This window comes from Microbacterium sp. NPDC056044, from assembly GCF_042267145.1.
Taxonomy (GTDB): Bacteria; Actinomycetota; Actinomycetes; order Actinomycetales; family Microbacteriaceae; genus Microbacterium.
Genome location: NZ_JBHJWZ010000004.1, coordinates 362562 through 379421, shown reverse-complemented (window position 1 = coordinate 379421; position 16860 = coordinate 362562). Strand labels below are relative to the sequence as shown.

The following is a 16860-nucleotide window of genomic DNA, read 5'->3' as shown; positions in this document are numbered from 1 at the left end:
TCAGTCGGTGCGCTGGTAGCGCCACGGCAGGGCGCCGATCTCCAGCCGATGACGGGATCCGGATGCCTCGGCCCCGGCGTCTGACGCCGCGCCCGCGGCATCCGCGTCCCATTCGTCGTCGCCCTGCCACAGCAGGATCGGTCCCTCTCCGCCCCGGCGCGCGACAGTCTCGAAGCGCTGGACGCCGCCCAGCCGCGCCGCGCCGAGCGCGGACTCGGCGTCGGGGTGCGCCGTCAGGCCGTGAAGCGTGACCCAGGTGGGCGGGTACAGCGTGAAGCCGCCGCGGCCGTGGCGCGCGAGCGCGTCGGCGGGGCGCAGCCACTCGGCCGTCTCGACTTCGTCGGCAGCGAGCGTCAGCGCACCCGTGGCGGCCGGCGTCAGGAAGAACCAGGTGCGGATCCGCAGCGCGATGCCGGGCGGAGGGTCCCAGCACGAGAGCGTCACCAGCGCGTCGGCGTCGAGTCCGAGGCCGATCTCCTCTGCGGTCTCGCGCACCGCCGCACGGCGGGCGACGGCCTCCTCGGCTACGGCTTCGGCTTCGGCGTCGGTGAGGCAGTCACCGTCTTCGAGCTTGCCGCCGGGGAAGACCCAGGCGCCTGCGAACGATCCACGGTCGGGTCGCTCGATCATCAGCACTTCGAGCCCCTCGGCGCCGTCCCGCATGAGCACGACCGTCGCGGCGACGGGGATCGCGGGATCGGTGGCGTCCTCGGGGCGACGCGTCCGCGAACCGCCGATCGAATCGGCGAGCGCCTGCAGGGCGCGGTCCGCGGGCGGCGTCGGTGGCGGCATCCGCTCACTCTACTCACGGCGCCCATCGATCACAGCGGGGGCATGGCTCCGTTTTCGCCGATGAACTTCCGGTTCACACAGCCCTCGACCTCGGAGGACGCGAGGGTCGCTGTGTGAACCGGAGCGCACATGCCTCAGACCGCGACGGCCGCCCGGCGCCGTTCGGCCAGGAGGCTCGCCGACGCGAGCGCCAGCCCGGCGAGGGCGAGTCCCACGCCGACCCATGCCGGGGCGTGGAAGCCCCAGCCCGCGGCGATAACGGCGCCGCCGAGGAAGGCGCCGAGGCTGTTGCCGATGTTGAGCGCCGAGTGGTTCAGCGCCGCGGCGATCGACTGGTTGTCCTCGGCGACATCCATGAGCCGCGTCTGGATCGTGGGGCTGAGCGCCGACGCGACGAGCCCGGTCGCGAACACGAAGAACCCGAGCGCCCAGATCCACTGCGCTGTCACGGCGAGCAGCGCCAGCACCACGGCGAGGCCCACGAGCCCGCCGATCAGCGTGCGCTTGAGGTCGACGTCGGCCAGATGCCCGCCGACGAGATTGCCGACCGTCATGCCGAGGCCCATGACGACCAGCACCAGCGGCACGACCCACTCCGGCGAGCCGGCGACCTCGGTCACGAGCGGTGCGACGTAGCTGTAGACCGCGAAGAAGCCGCCGAACCCGATCGCGCCGACGCCGAGCGCCAGCCACACCTGCCCGATCCGGAACACCTTCAGCTCGGCGCGGAGGGTCCGCGACGGATCGCCCGGATGCTCGGGCACGAAGAACGCGATGAGCAGGGCCGCGAGGCCGAAGATCGCGGCCACGACCATGAACGCCGCGCGCCAGCCGAGCTGCTGCCCCAGGTAGGTGCCGAGCGGCACGCCGACGACGTTGGCCACCGTGAGGCCCGTCAGCACGAACGCGACGCCCTGCGCCCGCTTGCCCGGGCCGAGCACCTCGGCGGCGACGAGCGCCCCGATGCCGAAGTACGCGCCGTGCGGGAGTCCCGCGAGGAAGCGGGATGCCGCCACCCACTCGAACGTCGGGGCGAGGAACGTGAGGGCGTTGAAGACCGTGAGCGCGAGCGCCAGGCCGATCATCACGCGATGGCGCGGGTACTTCGCCACGGCGCCGGCGATCGTCGGGGCACCGACGACGACACCGAGGGCGTAGAGCGAGATGAGCCAGCCGGCCTGGTAGATCGCGTCCTCCTGGCGGAGCTGCCAGAGCGACGGAAGCAGGTCGGAGCCGATGTTCGGCAGCAGGCCCATGACGACGAACTCGGTCATGCCGATGCCGAAGCTGCCGACGGCGAGGGAAAGGAGCGCCCACGTCGCCGCCCCCCTCGTCAGATTCGAGGAGGTCACCGCGTCATGCTAGCGGCGGCCCCGTCCCCGTGTCGAATCGATTCGGGGCCCCGTCGACGCGGAGCGTCATCAAGTCGTCGGGAGGCAGGGCCTCACTCGGCGTCGGCCGCGCCCGCCTGGCGGTCGATCGCGGCCTCGAGGCGCTCGATCTTGCCGTCGAGCTCGCCCGCGTAGCCGGGGCGGATGTCGGCCTTGAGCACCAGCGACACCCGCGAGCCGTACGGCGCGACGGCGTCGGTCGCGCGCTTGACGACGTCGAAGACCTCGTCCCACTCCCCCTCGATCTCGGTGAACATCGACGTGGTGCGGTGTGGCAGGCCGCTGTCGCGGACGACCGTCACGGCGGCGGCCACCGCGTCGTGCACCGAGCCGTCGGCGCGGCCGGTGCCGCTGGGTGCGACGGAGAAGGCGACGAGCATGGGGAACCTCCGACTGAGTGGGGGAAGGGACGGACGACGGATGCCGCGGCCCGGCCTCTACTCTGACACGCTCTGTCGCACCGGCCGGCGCACCGGCACCCGCGCCAGGCGCACGACGACCCACACGAACAGTGCGACGAGCAGGATATTGCGCGTGACGAGCAGCCAGACGGCCGCGGGCCACAGCGTGAGGATCCAGTCGTAGTAGACGGGGAAGATCAGCTGCGTGAGCGCGAGTATCACGAGGGTGAGCACGGCCGGGCGCAGCCACCGTCGCCGGTCGATCGCGAGCGCCACCACGACGGGGGCGATCAGCCAGGTCATGTACTGCGGCGAGCCCACCTTGTTGAGCACGATGAACCCCAGCACGAGCGCCGCCGCCAACGGCGGGAAGAGCGCCACGAACGACGCGCCGCGCCACGCTTTGAGCGCGCCGACGGCCGCGAGCGCCAGCATCCCGATCATCAGCACCGGTGTCATCACTATGATCACCGTGTCGATCGACGGGCCGGCCACCTGGAACGTGATGATCTCGGCGTCGTAGTAGATGCGGGCACCGGGCACCCCGGCGAGCGCGAGCAGCACGTACACGCTGCTCACCGGCGCCTCGACCTGGAGCCCCCGCGACGTCTGGTCGCCGACGAAGCCGAACAGGTGCGCCCCGCCGCCTGCCAGCAGCACCGCGATCACGACCGCCGCCGACACGACGGCCGCTCCCCCGACGATCGCGAGCCGGCGGCGCACCGCGATCACGGCGGCGGCGAGCAGGGCGGCCGGCCACACCTTGATCCAGGTCGCGACCGCGAGGAGCGCCGAGCCGAGCCACGGCCGGCCGACGAGCCACAGCGAACCCGCGACGGCGAACGGCACGGTCACCGCGTCCAGGCGGTACATGCCGACCCCGCCGAGCGCAAGGATGGCGGCCAGCCAGAGCCATGCGGCGAGCATGCGGCCGCGCGAGCGCCCGCGGCCGACGAGCACCGCGAACGCGGCGGCGTCGAGCGCCGTGACGACGAGGCCCCACGCGAACGTGTAGTCGATCGCCCGGTGCAGCAGTCCCACGAGCAGGATCGGCAGCTGCGCGAGGGGCGGGTAGATCCAGTCCTCGGTGATGCCCGGGACGACCTGCCCCGCGAAGGTGCGGTCAGCCCACCAGCGGTAGAGCTCGCTCACGTCCCACGACGACCCGCGGTTGTCGAGGAACCCGAACCAGATGACCACGGCATGGACGAGGACGAACGCGATCCACACCCACGTCCGCCGCCACACCCCACCATCCTAGGGACGCGGCGCGCCTCGGCAGCTCAGCGGCTCAGCAGCTCCGCGACGGCCCGGGGCAGCGCCTCCGCGACGTCCAGCGCCGTGATCGGCCCGTCCCCGAACGGCGGGGAGCTCGCCGCCCCCGCGATGCTCGCGCCTTGCGCGGCGAGCGCGCCTGCCCGCCCGTGCAGCCACGCGCCCGAGGCGGCGAGCGCGGCGAGGGATGCGGCATCCACGTGTTCGTCTGTCGCCGTGGCTCCCGCGACCAGCGCCCCGATGGCACCCGCGAGCACGTCGCCCGTACCGGCGGTGGCGAGCCACGGCGTGCCCGCCTCGACCGTCGCCGCCCACCCGTCGGGCGCCACCACGACGGTGACCGCGCCCTTGAGCAGCACGACGGCACCGGTGGCCTCGGCGGTCTCGCGGGCGGCGACGACGCGATCCGACGGAGTGTGCCCGAGCCCGAGGGCCGCGCGCAGCCGCGCGTGCTCGCGGTCGTGGGGCGTCAGGATGCGCGGGGCCGTGGCTTCCGCTGCGAGATCGAGCGCGCCCGCGTCGACCACGACGGGGTCGGTGTCCGACAGCAGGCCGCGCAGCGTCGCGGTCTCGGACGGCGTGCGGGCCGAGGCATCCGTTCCCGATCCGATCACCCACGCCTGCACGCGCCCGTCGGCGGTCACCGTCTCGGGGCGGCGAGCGAGCACGAGGCCAGTCGGGCGGTCGGGGCCGAGGTAGCGCACCATGCCGAGACCGGTGCGCCAGGCGGCCTCGACGCCGAGCACCGCGGCGCCCGGATACGCCTCGGAGCCGGTGCGCATCCCCAGCACGCCGCGGGAATACTTGTCGTCGTCGGCCGTTGGCCTTCGCAGGGCGCGCGCGGCATCGGCGCGCGTCCACTCCCTCACCATGCGGCCACAGTACCGCGCGCCCGATCCGATCCGGAGGCCCGATGACCCGCCTGTTCACCCCCCTCACCCTGCGCGACGTGACGGTGCGCAACCGTCTGTGGGTCTCGCCGATGTGCCAGTACAGCGCCGTCGACGGTGTGCCGCAGGAGTGGCACCACACGCACCTCGCGCAGTTCGCGTCGGGTGGCGCGGGGCTGATCGTCGCCGAGGCGACGGCGGTGTCGCCGGAGGGGCGGATCTCGCTCGAGGACACCGGACTCTGGAACGACGAGCAGCGGGACGCGTGGGCGCCGATCGTCGCCGCCATCCGCCGCCGCGGAGCCGTCGCGGGCATCCAGCTCGGCCACGCCGGGCGCAAGGCCTCGACCTGGTCGCCGTTCTCGGGCCGTCGCGGATCGGTCGCCGCCGAGGACGGCGGCTGGACCGCGGTCGCCCCGTCGGCGATCGCGTTCGAGGGGTACGCCGAGCCCGTCGCCCTCGACCTCGCCGGCATCGACCGCGTCGTCGCGGACTTCGCCGCGGCCGCGCGTCGCGCCGTCGAGGCCGGGTTCCAGGTGCTCGAGCTGCACGGCGCCCACGGATACCTGCTGCACCAGTTCCTGTCGCCGCTGTCGAACCGGCGCGACGACGGGTACGGCGGTTCGCTCGAGAACCGCGCGCGGCTGCTGCTGCGGGTGCTCGACGCCGTGACGGGTGCGGCCCCCGGCGTGCCCGTCATCGTGCGGTTCTCTGCCACCGACTGGGCCGACGGCGGCTGGAACGCCGACGAGACCGTGTCCGTCGCCCGCTGGGCGGCCGAGCGCGGCGCCGACTTCTTCGACATCTCCAGCGGCGGCCTCGTCGCCCACCAGCAGATCACGACGGGTCCGGGCTACCAGGTCGAGCTCGCGGCGCGCGTACGGCGCGAGGCCGGCGTGCCGGTCAACGCCGTCGGCATGATCGACGACGCGGCGCACTCCGAGCGCGTGCTCGAGGCCGGTGACGCCGATGCCGTCATGGCCGGCCGCGAGTGGCTGCGCGACCCGCACTACGGGCTGCGCGCCGCCGCCGAGCTCGGCGTCGACATCGACTACTGGCCCGCGCAGTACCGCCGCGCCCGCCGCTGACGCTCCGACATCAGCCACGACATGCGATGAGCGGATGCTGCGGCCCAGGGCCGCAGCATCCGCTCATCTTGTTTCTGTCAGAAGCCGCGACGACGCGTGGCGTCCTGCACTTCGCCGATGAGCTCTTCGATGATGTCCTCGAGGAACAGCACCGCGGTGATCTCACCGGAGATGTTGCGCACCTGCGCGAGGTGGCGCCCCGCCCGGCGCATCACGGCGAGCGCGTCCTCGAGGTCGGTCGACTCGAGCACCGGCACCATGTGGTGGATGCGCTTCGTCGCGATCGGAAGCGCGACGTCGGTCGCGGCATCCGGTCCCTCGGCGGCCCGGAGGATGTCCTTCAGGTGCACGTAGCCGAGCGGTAGGCCGGCCTCGTCGACGATCACGTAGCGCGAGAAGCCGTGCTTGGCGACCGCGCGCTCGATCTCGTCGGGCGTCGTGACCTCGGGGAGCGTCACGAGCTGCGAGAGCGGCACCGCGACGTCGGCGGCCTTCTTGTCGGTGAACTCGACGGCCGCGGTCACCGTGCCGGCCGTGTCGTGGAGCACGCCCTCGATGCGCGACTGGTTCACGATCGTCGCGACCTCCTCGAGTGTGAAGGTCGAGGCGGCCTCGTCCTTCGGCTCGACGCGGAACAGCCGCACGATGTGGTTCGCGATCCAGTTGAGGCTCACGATCACCGGGTGGAAGATCTTCGACACCCACACCAGTGGCGTCGCGAGCATGAGCACGGCGCGGTCGGGCACCGAGAACGCGAGGTTCTTCGGCACCATCTCGCCGAACACGACGTGCAGGTACGACACCAGGATCAGCGCCACGGCGAACGCGACGCCGTCGACGACGCCTTCCGACCAGCCGGTGAGTCCCAGGGGCTCGGCCAGCAGGTGGTGGATGGCGGGCTCCGACACGTTCAGGATCAGCAGCGAGCAGATCGTGATGCCGAGCTGGCTCGTCGCCAGCATGAGCGTCGCGTGCTCCATCGCGTACAGCGCGGTCTTGGCCGCGCGCGAACCCTTCTCGGCGAGCGGCTCGATCTGCGAGCGGCGTGCCGAGATGACGGCGAACTCGGCGCCGACGAAGAAGGCGTTGGCGATGAGCAGCACCACCAGCCAGGCGATTCCGGCCCAGTCGCTCATCGGCGATCACCCCCTTCGCTCGCGTCCTCATGGGGCATCGGCGTGGGCGTGAACTTCACGCGGTCGACGCGGCGGCCGTCCATGCGCTGCACCTCGATGGTGCCGTCCTCGATCTCGATGCTGTCGCCGATCGCGGGGATGCGCTCGAGCACGCTCATGATGTAGCCGCCGACGGTGTCGTACACGTCGCCCTCGGGGATGCGGATGCCGGTGCGGTCGCGCACCTCGTCGGGCCGCAGCTCGCCGGGGAAGATGACGGCGTCCTCGAGGCGCACGATGCCGGCGCGGCGGCGGTCGTGCTCGTCGAGCACCTCGCCGACGATCTCCTCGACCAGGTCCTCGAGCGTGACGACACCGGCGGTACCGCCGTACTCGTCGACGACGACGGCCATCTGGTACCCGCGGGCACGCAGTTCGGCCACGAGCACGTCGAGGTGCACCGCCTCGGGAAAGCGCAGCGGCTCGGTCGCGAGCGCCGCGGCGGGCACGTCGGCCCGGCGCTCGCGCGGCACGCCGACGGCGGCCTTCAGGTGCACGATGCCGGTGATGTCGTCCATGTCCTCGCCGTACACCGGGAACCGGCTGTGGCCGGTGCGGCGGGCGAGCTGGATGACGTCCTCGGCCGAGTCGTCGGCCGCGAGCGCGTGGATGCTGGGGCGCGGCGTCATGACGTCGGCCGCGCTGAGCCGGGCGAAGGTGAGGCTGCGGTCGAGGAGCGACGCGGTGTCCTCCTCGAGCACGCCCGCACTCGCCGAGCGGCGGACGAGGCTCGAGAGCTCCTCGGCCGTGCGGGCGCCGGAGAGCTCCTCCTTGGGCTCGATGCCCACGGAGCGCAGCACGCCGTTCGCGCTGCCGTTGAGCACGACGATCGCGGGGCGGAAGACCGTGGTGAACGCCACCTGGAACGGCATGACGAGCTTGGCGGTCTGGCGCGGCACGGCGAGCGCGAAGTTCTTCGGCACGAGCTCGCCGATGATCATCGAGAAGATCGTGGCGATCGAGACGCCGATGATGGCCGAGAGCGGCCGTGAGATCCCGCTCGGGATGCCCCACGCGTCGAACACGGGAGCGAGCAGGTTCGAGATCGCCGGCTCCATCGTGTAACCGGTGAGCAGGGTGGTCAGCGTGATGCCGAGCTGCGCGCTCGACAGGTGGGTCGAGGTGATGCGCAGGGCGCTGATCGTCATCGAGAGCCGGCTCTCGCCGGCGGCCTGGCGGGCCTCGAGGTCCGCACGGTCCAGGTTCACGAGCGCGAACTCGCTGGCGACGAACAGGCCGGTGCCGATTGTGAGAAGAAGCCCCACGCCCAACATGACGTAATCCATCACGCATCACCCCCGTTCATCGGGGTGGAGGGTCGGTGGGGCGATCGTCTGCAACTAGGAGGGTCGTCCATTGTGCGGACCATTCTACGTCAGCGCCTCCCCGCAGAATCCCTGGGAATGACGGATGCCGCGGCCCGCAGCATCCGGAATCTCCCTCGCCGGCGCGGCCCTCGCGTCGCCTGCTCGTCCGCGCTGTCGAAAACGGCAATCGCGCCCGTTGTCACCCAGGCGTGCCAGTCCGCGCTGTCGAAAACGGCAAGCGCGCCCGTTCGCTTCGACAGCGTTCGCCGATTTCGACAGCGCGCGACCATCCGCGTGCGCCGAACCCGCAGCCGGTGCCGAGATCCGCCGCGGACGCACTCACCGCAGCCGACACTCCTCCCCAGGTGCGCGCTGCGTCGCGGTTTCCACCGAACCAGCGACATCGGCCCGCGGCGGAGCGCCAGTGCGCCCATCGTGGGACCGTGACGTCCACCGCGCAGCCGCACATCGCACCCGACATCGCCGTCCACCGCCGGCGCGATCAGCTCGACTTCGCCGACGACCGGCGACTCCGCAAGAACCTGGCGTCGGGCGAGTGGACCCGTGTCACCGCAGGCTCCTACGTGTTGACTGCCGAATGGCGCAGGCTGCGCCCGATCGAGCGGCACCGCGTCCTGGTGGCGGAGGTCGCGCGCCGACTCGAACCGGGTGCGGTGCTGTCACATTTCGCGGCGGCAGCCGAGCACGGCATCGACATCCTGGGCCGGTGGCCGAAACGCGTGGACGTGATGATCGAGCGCGCTACGGGCGGAAGATCCGGTGGTGCAGTCAGGCGGCACGCGCTCGGTCTCGAAGGCGTCGAATGTGTCACCTTCGGGGAGCACGAGATCACCACGCCCGCCCAGACCGCGCTCGATCTCGCCCGGACGGCGCCGTTCCTCGTCGCGGCGACTGCTGTCGACCAGGCCGTGTGGGCCGGCCGCGAAGGTGGGCCGCTCACGACGATCGATGAGATGCTCCGGCTCCTCGGCAGCACGCCGCGAAGGTGGGGCGACATGCGGGCGCGCCGCGTGGTCGCGTGGGCCGACACCGGAGCGGCGAACCCTCGCGAGACCCAGGCTGCGCATCTACTTCGCCAACTGGGCTTCCCCGCATCGCGGTCGCAAGAGCGGCGGGTGCTCCGCAGCGGGCGCCTCGCGTTCGGCGACCGATACTTCCCCGAGTTCGACCACTGGCTCGAGATCGACGGCCGCGGCAAGTACCTCAGCCCCGAGTTCGACGACGACCGCGATCCGGACGAGATCGTGATCGACGAGAAGAACCGCGAGAACGAGATCAGGCGCGAGGTCCGAGGGTTCTCTCGCCTCGAGGCCACCGACTTCGACGATCCTCGGAAGGTCTACGACATCCTGACCGCCGACGGACTGCCCTGTTCCCGGCCCCGACCGTGACGAGGACGGGCGCGCCGTTCCAGTCGACCCGGGCTCGCGCCCGCGCCCGCGCCCCCAACACCTCCGCGCGTCGAGCTCTGGCCGGCGTTCCCCGGTCCGCGCTATAGAAATCGGCAATCGCGCACGAACAGGACGGCAGCATTTGCCGATTTCGACAGCGCAGACGAACGAGCTCGTCGAAAGCGGCAGCGAATGCCGATTTCGACAGCGCGGCGTGAACGGGCGACGGGCGCTGAACTGCGTAGGCCAGGCAACGGGGTGCAGAAGCGGCGGAATGACGGATGCCGCGGCCCGCAGCATCCGGAATCTCACCAGCTGACAGGCAGGGCCTTGCCCTCTTCGTAACCGGCCGCCGACTGCAGGCCGACGCGGGCTCGGTCGTGGAACTCGGCGACCGTCGCGGCGCCGGCGTAGGTGAAGGAGGAGCGCACGCCCGACGTGATCATGTCGAGCAGGTCCTCGAGGCCGGGGCGGAGCGGGTCGAGGTAGATCTTCGACGACGAGATGCCCTCGGCGAAGAGCTCCTTGCGGGCGAGCTCGTACGGGTCGAGGCGGCCGAAGCGCTCGTGCACGGCCTTCGTCGAGGCCATGCCCCACGACTCCTTGTAGGCACGGCCGGACTCGTCGACCTGCAGCTCACCCGGCGCCTCGATGGTTCCGGCGAACCACGAGCCGATCATGACGGAGGCCGCCCCCGCCGCCAGCGCCAGCGCGACGTCGCGCGGGTAGCGCACGCCGCCGTCGGCCCAGACGTGCGCGCCCATGATGCGGGCCGCCTCGGCGGTCTCGAGCACCGCGGAGAACTGCGGCCGGCCGACCGCGGTCATCATGCGCGTCGTGCACATGGCGCCGGGGCCGACGCCGACCTTGAGGATCGTCGCACCGGCGGTGACGAGGTCGTGCACGCCCTCGGCGCTCACGATGTTGCCCGCCGCGATCGGAATGCCGAGGTCGAGGTCGGCGACGGTGCGCAGCGCCCGCAGCATGCCCTCTTGGTGGCCGTGCGCGGTGTCGACCACGAGCACGTCGACGCCCGCGGCGGCGAGCGCCTGCGCCTTCGCGGCGACGTCGCCGTTGATGCCGACGGCCGCGGCGACGATGAGCCGGCCCGAGGCGTCGACGGCGGGACGGTACAGGTTCGAGCGCAGGGCGCTGCGTCGCGAGAGCGTGCCGACGAGATGCCCGTGGTGCAGCACGCACACGGTCTCGGCTTCGGCGGCCACGATCACGTCGAACGCATGGCGCGCGCTTTCGATGTCGTCGGCGTCGACGGATGCTGCGCGCCCGCGTGCGAGGTCGCCCAGGCGCGCGTCGGGCAGGGCGGTGCCGAGCCGGGTCGCGGGGACGATGCCGAGGATGTCGTCGGCGTCGACCTGACCCGACGACGCGTCGGCGACGACGATGCCGTGCCCCTCGGTCGCGGGCAGGAGCCGCGCCGCATCGGCGACGGTGGCGTCGGGCGGCAGCACGAGCGGGGTGTCCCACGCGACCGGCTGCGCCTTGACCCAGCGGATCGCGGCGTCGAGCTCCTGTAGCGGCATGTCCTGCGGGAGCACGCCGAGCCCGCCGCGACGGGCGAGCGTCGCCGCCAGGCGGGCGCCCGTGACGGAGTTCATGTTGGCCGAGACGAGCGGGAGGGTGGCCGTCGTGCCGTCGCCCGGCGCGAGGTCGACATCAAGGCGGCTCGTGATCGCCGAGCGCCGCGGGACGAGGAAGACGTCAGAGTAGGTCAGGTCGACGTCGGGGGTTTCGCCGTAGAACTCCATGACCGCCAAGGGTAGTGACAGTTCCTGTGCGGATAATCATGCGGGATCTTTCAGGTTCGCCGCCGCCTCGGACCGGAACCGCCTGCGCAGACTGGGCTAGGCTTAACCGTCGTGTGTGAGGGCTCCCGAGCCCCGCGCGCATCCCAGAACTTCACCGATGAAAGCAGGCGATTCAGCGTGTCGAGCCAGGTGACGGGCGTCGGGGTTTCGAACGAGGGAGAGTTCGGAGCCAACGAGTGGCTCGTCGAGGAGCTGTACGAACAGTTCAAGATCGACCGGAACTCCGTCGACAAGGCATGGTGGCCCGTTCTCGCGGCCTACCATCCCGCCGACGGGACAGCACCGACGGAGGCCGCCGCCCCGGCCGCGCCGGCTCCGGCGAGCGCGACTCCGGCGACCGCCCAGCCGGCGGCTTCCGAGCCGCGTCCGGTGACGGCGCCGATCCCGGTGATCGGCACGCAGCCGGTGGCCCGGACCACCGCGCGCCCGGCCGCGCCGCAGCCGATCCCGGCGCAGGCGCCGAAGGCCGAGCCGTCGGCCGCCGACGGCGAGGCCGACGCCGACGTCGTCACGACGCTGCGCGGCATGCCGAAGACCCTCGCCGCGAACATGGACGAGTCGCTGACCGTCCCGACGGCGACCAGCGTCCGCACGGTGCCCGCGAAGCTGATGATCGACAACCGCATCGTCATCAACAACCACATGTCGCGCACCCGCGGCGGCAAGGTGAGCTTCACCCACCTCATCGGCTGGGCGATCATCCAGGCGCTCAAGGAGTTCCCGAGCCAGAACGTGTTCTACGCCGAGATCGACGGCAAGCCGTCGCTCGTGGCGCCGGCGCACATCAACCTCGGCATCGCGATCGACCTGCCCAAGCCCGACGGCACTCGCGCCCTCCTCGTGCCGAGCATCAAGCGCGCCGAGCAGCTGACGTTCAACGAGTACCTCACGACCTACGAGGACCTGGTCACCCGCGCGCGCGGCAACAAGCTGACCGCGGCCGACTTCCAGGGCACGACGATCTCGCTGACCAACCCCGGCGGCATCGGCACCGTGCACTCGGTGCCGCGACTCATGAAGGGCCAGGGCTGCATCGTCGGCGCCGGCGCCCTCGAGTACCCGGCGGAGTTCCAGGGCGCGAGCGACAAGACGCTCAACGAGCTCGCGATCGGCAAGACGATCACGCTCACGAGCACCTACGACCACCGCGTCATCCAGGGCGCCGGGTCCGGCGAGTTCCTCAAGAAGGTGCACGAGCTGCTCATCGGCCAGCGCTCCTTCTACGACGACATCTTCGCGGCGCTGCGCATCCCGTACGCGCCGATCCACTGGGCCGCCGACATCAACGTCGACCTGGCCGAGCGCGTCGACAAGCAGGCCCGCGTGCAGGAGCTCATCAACTCCTACCGCGTGCGCGGCCACCTCATGGCCGACGTCGACCCGCTCGAGTACGTGCAGCGCACGCACCCCGACCTCGAGATCGAGAGCCACGGGCTGACGTTCTGGGACCTCGACCGCGAGTTCGTGACCGGCGGCTTCGGCGGCAAGCGTCAGATGAAGCTCCGCGACATCCTGGGCGTGCTGCGCGACTCGTACTGCCGCACGATCGGCATCGAGTACATGCACATCCAGGACCCCGTGCAGCGCGCATGGTTCCAGGAGCACGTCGAGCTCAAGTACCAGAAGCCGGGTCACGACGAGCAGCTGCGCATCCTCGACAAGCTGAACCAGGCCGAGGCGTTCGAGACCTTCCTGCAGACGAAGTACGTCGGCCAGAAGCGCTTCAGCCTCGAGGGCGGCGAGTCGCTGATTCCGCTGCTCGACGAGATCCTGCAGGGTGCGGCCGAGGCTGGCCTCGACGGCGCCGCGATCGGCATGGCCCACCGCGGCCGCCTCAACGTGCTGACGAACATCGCCGGCAAGACGTACGGCCAGGTGTTCCGTGAGTTCGAGGGCTCCGTCGCGATCGGCTCGAAGAGCGGCTCGGGCGACGTCAAGTACCACCTCGGCACCGAGGGCACGTTCATCGCCGACAACAAGTCGGAGCTCCCGGTCTACCTCGCCGCGAACCCGTCGCACCTCGAGACCGTCGACGGTGTGCTCGAAGGCATCGTCCGCGCCAAGCAGGACCGCAAGCCCATCGGCACCTTCACGTGGCTGCCGATCCTCGTCCACGGCGACGCGGCCTTCGCGGGCCAGGGCGTCGTCGTCGAGACGCTGCAGATGTCGCAGCTGCGCGGCTACCGCACCGGCGGCACCGTCCACGTCGTCGTCAACAACCAGGTGGGCTTCACCACGACCCCCACCGACGCGCGCACCTCGGTCTACGCGACCGACGTCGCCAAGACGATCCAGGCGCCGATCTTCCACGTGAACGGCGACGACCCCGAGGCCGTCACGCGCGTGGCGCAGCTCGCCTTCGCCTACCGCGAGCGGTTCCACCGCGACGTCGTGGTCGATGTCATCTGCTACCGCCGCCGCGGTCACAACGAGGGCGACGACCCGTCGATGACCCAGCCCCTGATGACGAACCTCATCGAGGCCAAGCGCTCGGTGCGCCGCCTCTACACCGAGGCTCTCGTCGGTCGCGGCGACATCACCGAGGAAGAGTACGACAAGGCGAAGCAGGACTTCCAGAACCGCCTCGAGATCGCGTTCGCCGAGACGCACGCGGCCGAGACCGGCTCGTCGCCGGTGCTCGTGCCCGACGCCGCGGCCGAGCCCGCCGCGGGCGAGCCCGCGACCACGGGCGTGTCGCGCGAGGTCGTCACGCTGATCGGCGACACCTTCGTGAACAAGCCCAGCGGCTTCACGGTGCACGCCAAGCTGCAGCAGCTGCTCGACAAGCGCCTCGACATGAGCCGCAACGGCTCGATCGACTGGGGCTTCGGCGAGCTGCTGGCCTTCGGCTCGCTGCTGCTCGAGAAGACCAACGTGCGCCTCGCCGGCCAGGACTCGCGCCGCGGCACCTTCGTGCAGCGCCACGCGGTGCTGCACGACCGCGCGAACGGCCAGGAGTGGATCCCGCTCACGAACCTCAGCGAGGACCAGGGCCGCTTCTACGTCTACGACTCGCTGCTGAGCGAGTACGCGGCGATGGCGTTCGAGTACGGCTACTCGGTCGAGCGGGCGGACTCCCTCGTGCTGTGGGAGGCCCAGTTCGGCGACTTCGCGAACGGCGCCCAGTCGGTCATCGACGAGTACATCTCGGCCGCCGACCAGAAGTGGGGCCAGCAGTCGAGCGTCGTGCTGCTGCTCCCCCACGGCTACGAGGGCCAGGGACCCGACCACTCGTCGGCACGCATCGAGCGGTACCTGCAGATGTGCGCGCAGGACAACATGACAGTCGCGCGCCCGTCGACGCCGGCGTCGTACTTCCACCTGCTGCGCCGCCAGGCGTACGCGCGTCCGCGTCGTCCACTGGTGGTCTTCACGCCGAAGGCCATGCTGCGCCTGCGCGGTGCGACGAGTCCGGTCGAGGACTTCCTCACCGGACGCTTCGAGCCGGTGATCGACGACACCCGCGGCGTCGACAAGTCGGCCGTCAAGCGCGTGCTGCTGCACGCCGGCAAGATCCACTGGGACCTGCGCGCCGAGCTCGACAAGAACCCGAACCCCGAGATCGCCCTGGTGCGGCTCGAGCAGTACTACCCGGCGCCGGTCGAGGAGCTCAACGCCGTCATCGACTCGTACCCGAACGCCGAGCTGGTGTGGGTGCAGGACGAGCCCGAGAACCAGGGTGCGTGGCCCTTCATCGCCCTCGAGGTCGTGAAGAACCTCAACGGTCGCACCATCAGCCGTGTCTCGCGTGCGTCGGCGGCATCGACCGCCACCGGTTCGCCGAAGGTGCACGCGGCCGAGCAGGCCGCGATCATGCAGCAGGCGCTCACGCTCTGAGCCCAGCGTCTCGCCGGTTCGGCCCTGGAGTTCTCAGCTCTTCGCTGAGGAGTCCAGGGCCGAACTGCGTTCCGCCGTGGCCGCCGTCGTCTTCACCCCGACGGTGGACCCGGGGCTTGTGGTGCGGGCATCACCCGTCGCGCCGACACCGGGCGCAGCGACGGGACGACCGCGGCGCCGCAGCCGCTTCCAGACCGTCACCAGGATCGCGGCGAGGGCCAGCACGGCGGCCGGCAGCAGGTTCGCACCGGCGAGGAACAGCAGACCGATCGACAGCACCGCGGCGACAACCGCCATGAACCAGCCTGCCGTGAAGCGCGGCAGGATCAGCGTCGCGGCGATCATGCCGGCCGCGTAGATCGACACCATGTTGCTGGTGTGGATGAGGATGAACGTCTGCAGGTCGCCGCCCGTCGCGAGCGCGATCGCGCAGTAGACCATGGCGATGACGAACGTCAGCAGCAGCGCGCGTCGCGGCACTCCCCCCGATTCGGCGCCCGGCGCGAGCACACGGGGCAGGTCACCCGACGACGCGAGCGAGGCGCCCAGCTTGCCGAACGCGGCGAGGTAGGCGTTCATGACGCCGAGCACGACGATCGCCGCGACGGCGCCGACGGCCGTCGGCCCGAAACCGGGGGCGACCGCGTCGGCGAGCGAGAGCAGCGGGACCGCCCCGGCGCCCGCCTCCTCCCCGAGCACGCCCACCGTCACGACCTGCAGCAGCAGGTACGCGAGGCCGGTCACGACGAGTGCGATGGCGGTGGCGATCGGGATGCTGCGGCGCGGGTCGCGGAACTCCCCCGAGATGTGCGTGCCGACCTCCCAGCCGGCGAAGGCCCATACGAAGAGGCTGATCGCGGTGCCGACGCCCGCCCAGCCGTGGGGCAGGAACGGCGTGAAGCTCGACGCCTCGACGGCGGGGAACGCCGTCGCGACGACGAAGACGACGATGCCGACGAGCAGCCCGGTCAGCACGAACTGCACCCAGCCGGCGACGCGGACGCCCAGCATGTTGACGGCGAACGGCGGGATGAGGATGGCGAACACGAGGATCGGGACCGCGACGCGATCGATGTGCAGGACCGCGCTCAAGTACTCGGCGCCGAGGAAGGCCAGCACGGGGAACCCGGCGGCCACGCCGAAGTAGAACCAGTAGCCCGTGGCTCGCGCGGCGGTGCGGCCGAGCGCACGCCGGACGTAGCTCGCGACCCCGCCGGGGTCGGGATAGCGCGCGGCGAGCGCCGCGAACGTGCCGGCGAGCGGCACCGCGAGCACGATCACCGCGAGCACCGACACGATGGACGCCGGGCCCGCCACATCGGCCGCGAGGCCGGGGAGCACGAGCAGCCCGGTGCCGAGCACCGAGGCGATGTAGAGCGCCGTCCCCTGGACGACGCCGAGTCCCCCGTGCGTACCGCTGTGTGTCACCGTTCCAGTCTGGGGGCCACCCCCGACACCCGCGTCCG

At 71.4% G+C, this 16860-nt stretch carries 12 protein-coding genes; 3 read left to right on the top strand and 9 right to left on the bottom strand.

Going from position 1 to position 16860, the window contains the following annotated elements:
* The 5 genes from ACFC1I_RS13560 to ACFC1I_RS13540 form a co-directional block, all read right to left on the bottom strand.
* Nucleotides 1-792, bottom strand: coding sequence for an NUDIX domain-containing protein (locus tag ACFC1I_RS13560; protein WP_376010199.1), 792 nt, complete (start codon nt 790-792; stop codon nt 1-3).
* A gap of 134 nt (nt 793-926) precedes the next feature.
* Nucleotides 927-2144: an MFS transporter gene (locus ACFC1I_RS13555; protein ID WP_376010197.1), complete on the bottom strand. Its 1218-nt coding sequence runs from the start codon at nt 2142-2144 to the stop codon at nt 927-929.
* 92 nt (nt 2145-2236) lie between these two features.
* Nucleotides 2237-2563 carry an MTH1187 family thiamine-binding protein gene (locus ACFC1I_RS13550; protein ID WP_376010194.1) on the bottom strand — a complete coding sequence of 109 codons (327 nt, stop codon included), beginning with the start codon at nt 2561-2563 and terminating at the stop codon, nt 2237-2239.
* Nucleotides 2564-2620: 57 nt separating this feature from the next.
* Nucleotides 2621-3832 (bottom strand): hypothetical protein, encoded by a 1212-nt coding sequence (locus tag ACFC1I_RS13545; RefSeq protein ID WP_376010191.1) that lies wholly within the window; start codon nt 3830-3832, stop codon nt 2621-2623.
* A 35-nt stretch (nt 3833-3867) separates the two neighbouring features.
* Nucleotides 3868-4731, bottom strand: coding sequence for an NAD(P)H-hydrate dehydratase (locus tag ACFC1I_RS13540; RefSeq protein ID WP_376010189.1), 864 nt, complete (start codon nt 4729-4731; stop codon nt 3868-3870).
* A gap of 41 nt (nt 4732-4772) precedes the next feature.
* On the opposite strand from ACFC1I_RS13540, the gene ACFC1I_RS13535 reads away from it, so the two are divergent.
* Nucleotides 4773-5837 (top strand): NADH:flavin oxidoreductase/NADH oxidase, encoded by a 1065-nt coding sequence (locus ACFC1I_RS13535; protein WP_376010186.1) that lies wholly within the window; start codon nt 4773-4775, stop codon nt 5835-5837.
* A 77-nt stretch (nt 5838-5914) separates the two neighbouring features.
* Here the strand turns inward: ACFC1I_RS13535 and ACFC1I_RS13530 are convergent, their stop codons facing one another.
* Both ACFC1I_RS13530 and ACFC1I_RS13525 read right to left on the bottom strand, forming a co-directional pair.
* Nucleotides 5915-6973, bottom strand: a complete 1059-nt coding sequence (locus ACFC1I_RS13530) for a hemolysin family protein (RefSeq protein WP_376010183.1) — start codon at nt 6971-6973, stop codon at nt 5915-5917.
* Nucleotides 6970-8298 (bottom strand): hemolysin family protein, encoded by a 1329-nt coding sequence (locus ACFC1I_RS13525; protein WP_376010180.1) that lies wholly within the window; start codon nt 8296-8298, stop codon nt 6970-6972. Before ACFC1I_RS13525 ends, ACFC1I_RS13530 begins: the two co-directional genes overlap by 4 nt.
* A gap of 464 nt (nt 8299-8762) precedes the next feature.
* On the opposite strand from ACFC1I_RS13525, the gene ACFC1I_RS13520 reads away from it, so the two are divergent.
* The gene (locus ACFC1I_RS13520; RefSeq protein WP_376010177.1) at nt 8763-9731 is read left to right on the top strand and encodes a hypothetical protein; all 969 of its coding nucleotides are present in this window, start codon (nt 8763-8765) and stop codon (nt 9729-9731) included.
* Nucleotides 9732-10039: 308 nt separating this feature from the next.
* Here ACFC1I_RS13520 and ACFC1I_RS13515 read toward each other — a convergent pair whose 3' ends face one another.
* A complete protein-coding gene (locus ACFC1I_RS13515; protein WP_376010175.1) occupies nt 10040-11497 on the bottom strand; it encodes a GuaB1 family IMP dehydrogenase-related protein in 1458 nt (485 codons plus the stop codon).
* A gap of 177 nt (nt 11498-11674) precedes the next feature.
* On the opposite strand from ACFC1I_RS13515, the gene ACFC1I_RS13510 reads away from it, so the two are divergent.
* Nucleotides 11675-15394, top strand: coding sequence for a multifunctional oxoglutarate decarboxylase/oxoglutarate dehydrogenase thiamine pyrophosphate-binding subunit/dihydrolipoyllysine-residue succinyltransferase subunit (locus ACFC1I_RS13510; protein WP_376010172.1), 3720 nt, complete (start codon nt 11675-11677; stop codon nt 15392-15394).
* Nucleotides 15395-15427: 33 nt separating this feature from the next.
* Here the strand turns inward: ACFC1I_RS13510 and ACFC1I_RS13505 are convergent, their stop codons facing one another.
* Entirely contained in the window at nt 15428-16822 is a 1395-nt protein-coding gene (locus tag ACFC1I_RS13505; RefSeq protein ID WP_376010169.1) for an APC family permease, read from the bottom strand.
* Nucleotides 16823-16860: the final 38 nt, after the last annotated feature.

Coding starts and splice junctions, on each gene's coding strand:
- ACFC1I_RS13525 (WP_376010180.1), bottom strand. CDS start 8,298: ATGGATTACGTCATGTTGGGCGTGGGGCTTCTTCTCACAATCGGCACC.
- ACFC1I_RS13530 (WP_376010183.1), bottom strand. CDS start 6,973: ATGAGCGACTGGGCCGGAATCGCCTGGCTGGTGGTGCTGCTCATCGCC.
- ACFC1I_RS13535 (WP_376010186.1), top strand. CDS start 4,773: ATGACCCGCCTGTTCACCCCCCTCACCCTGCGCGACGTGACGGTGCGC.
- ACFC1I_RS13540 (WP_376010189.1), bottom strand. CDS start 4,731: ATGGTGAGGGAGTGGACGCGCGCCGATGCCGCGCGCGCCCTGCGAAGG.
- ACFC1I_RS13550 (WP_376010194.1), bottom strand. CDS start 2,563: ATGCTCGTCGCCTTCTCCGTCGCACCCAGCGGCACCGGCCGCGCCGAC.
- ACFC1I_RS13560 (WP_376010199.1), bottom strand. CDS start 792: ATGCCGCCACCGACGCCGCCCGCGGACCGCGCCCTGCAGGCGCTCGCC.
- ACFC1I_RS13515 (WP_376010175.1), bottom strand. CDS start 11,497: ATGGAGTTCTACGGCGAAACCCCCGACGTCGACCTGACCTACTCTGAC.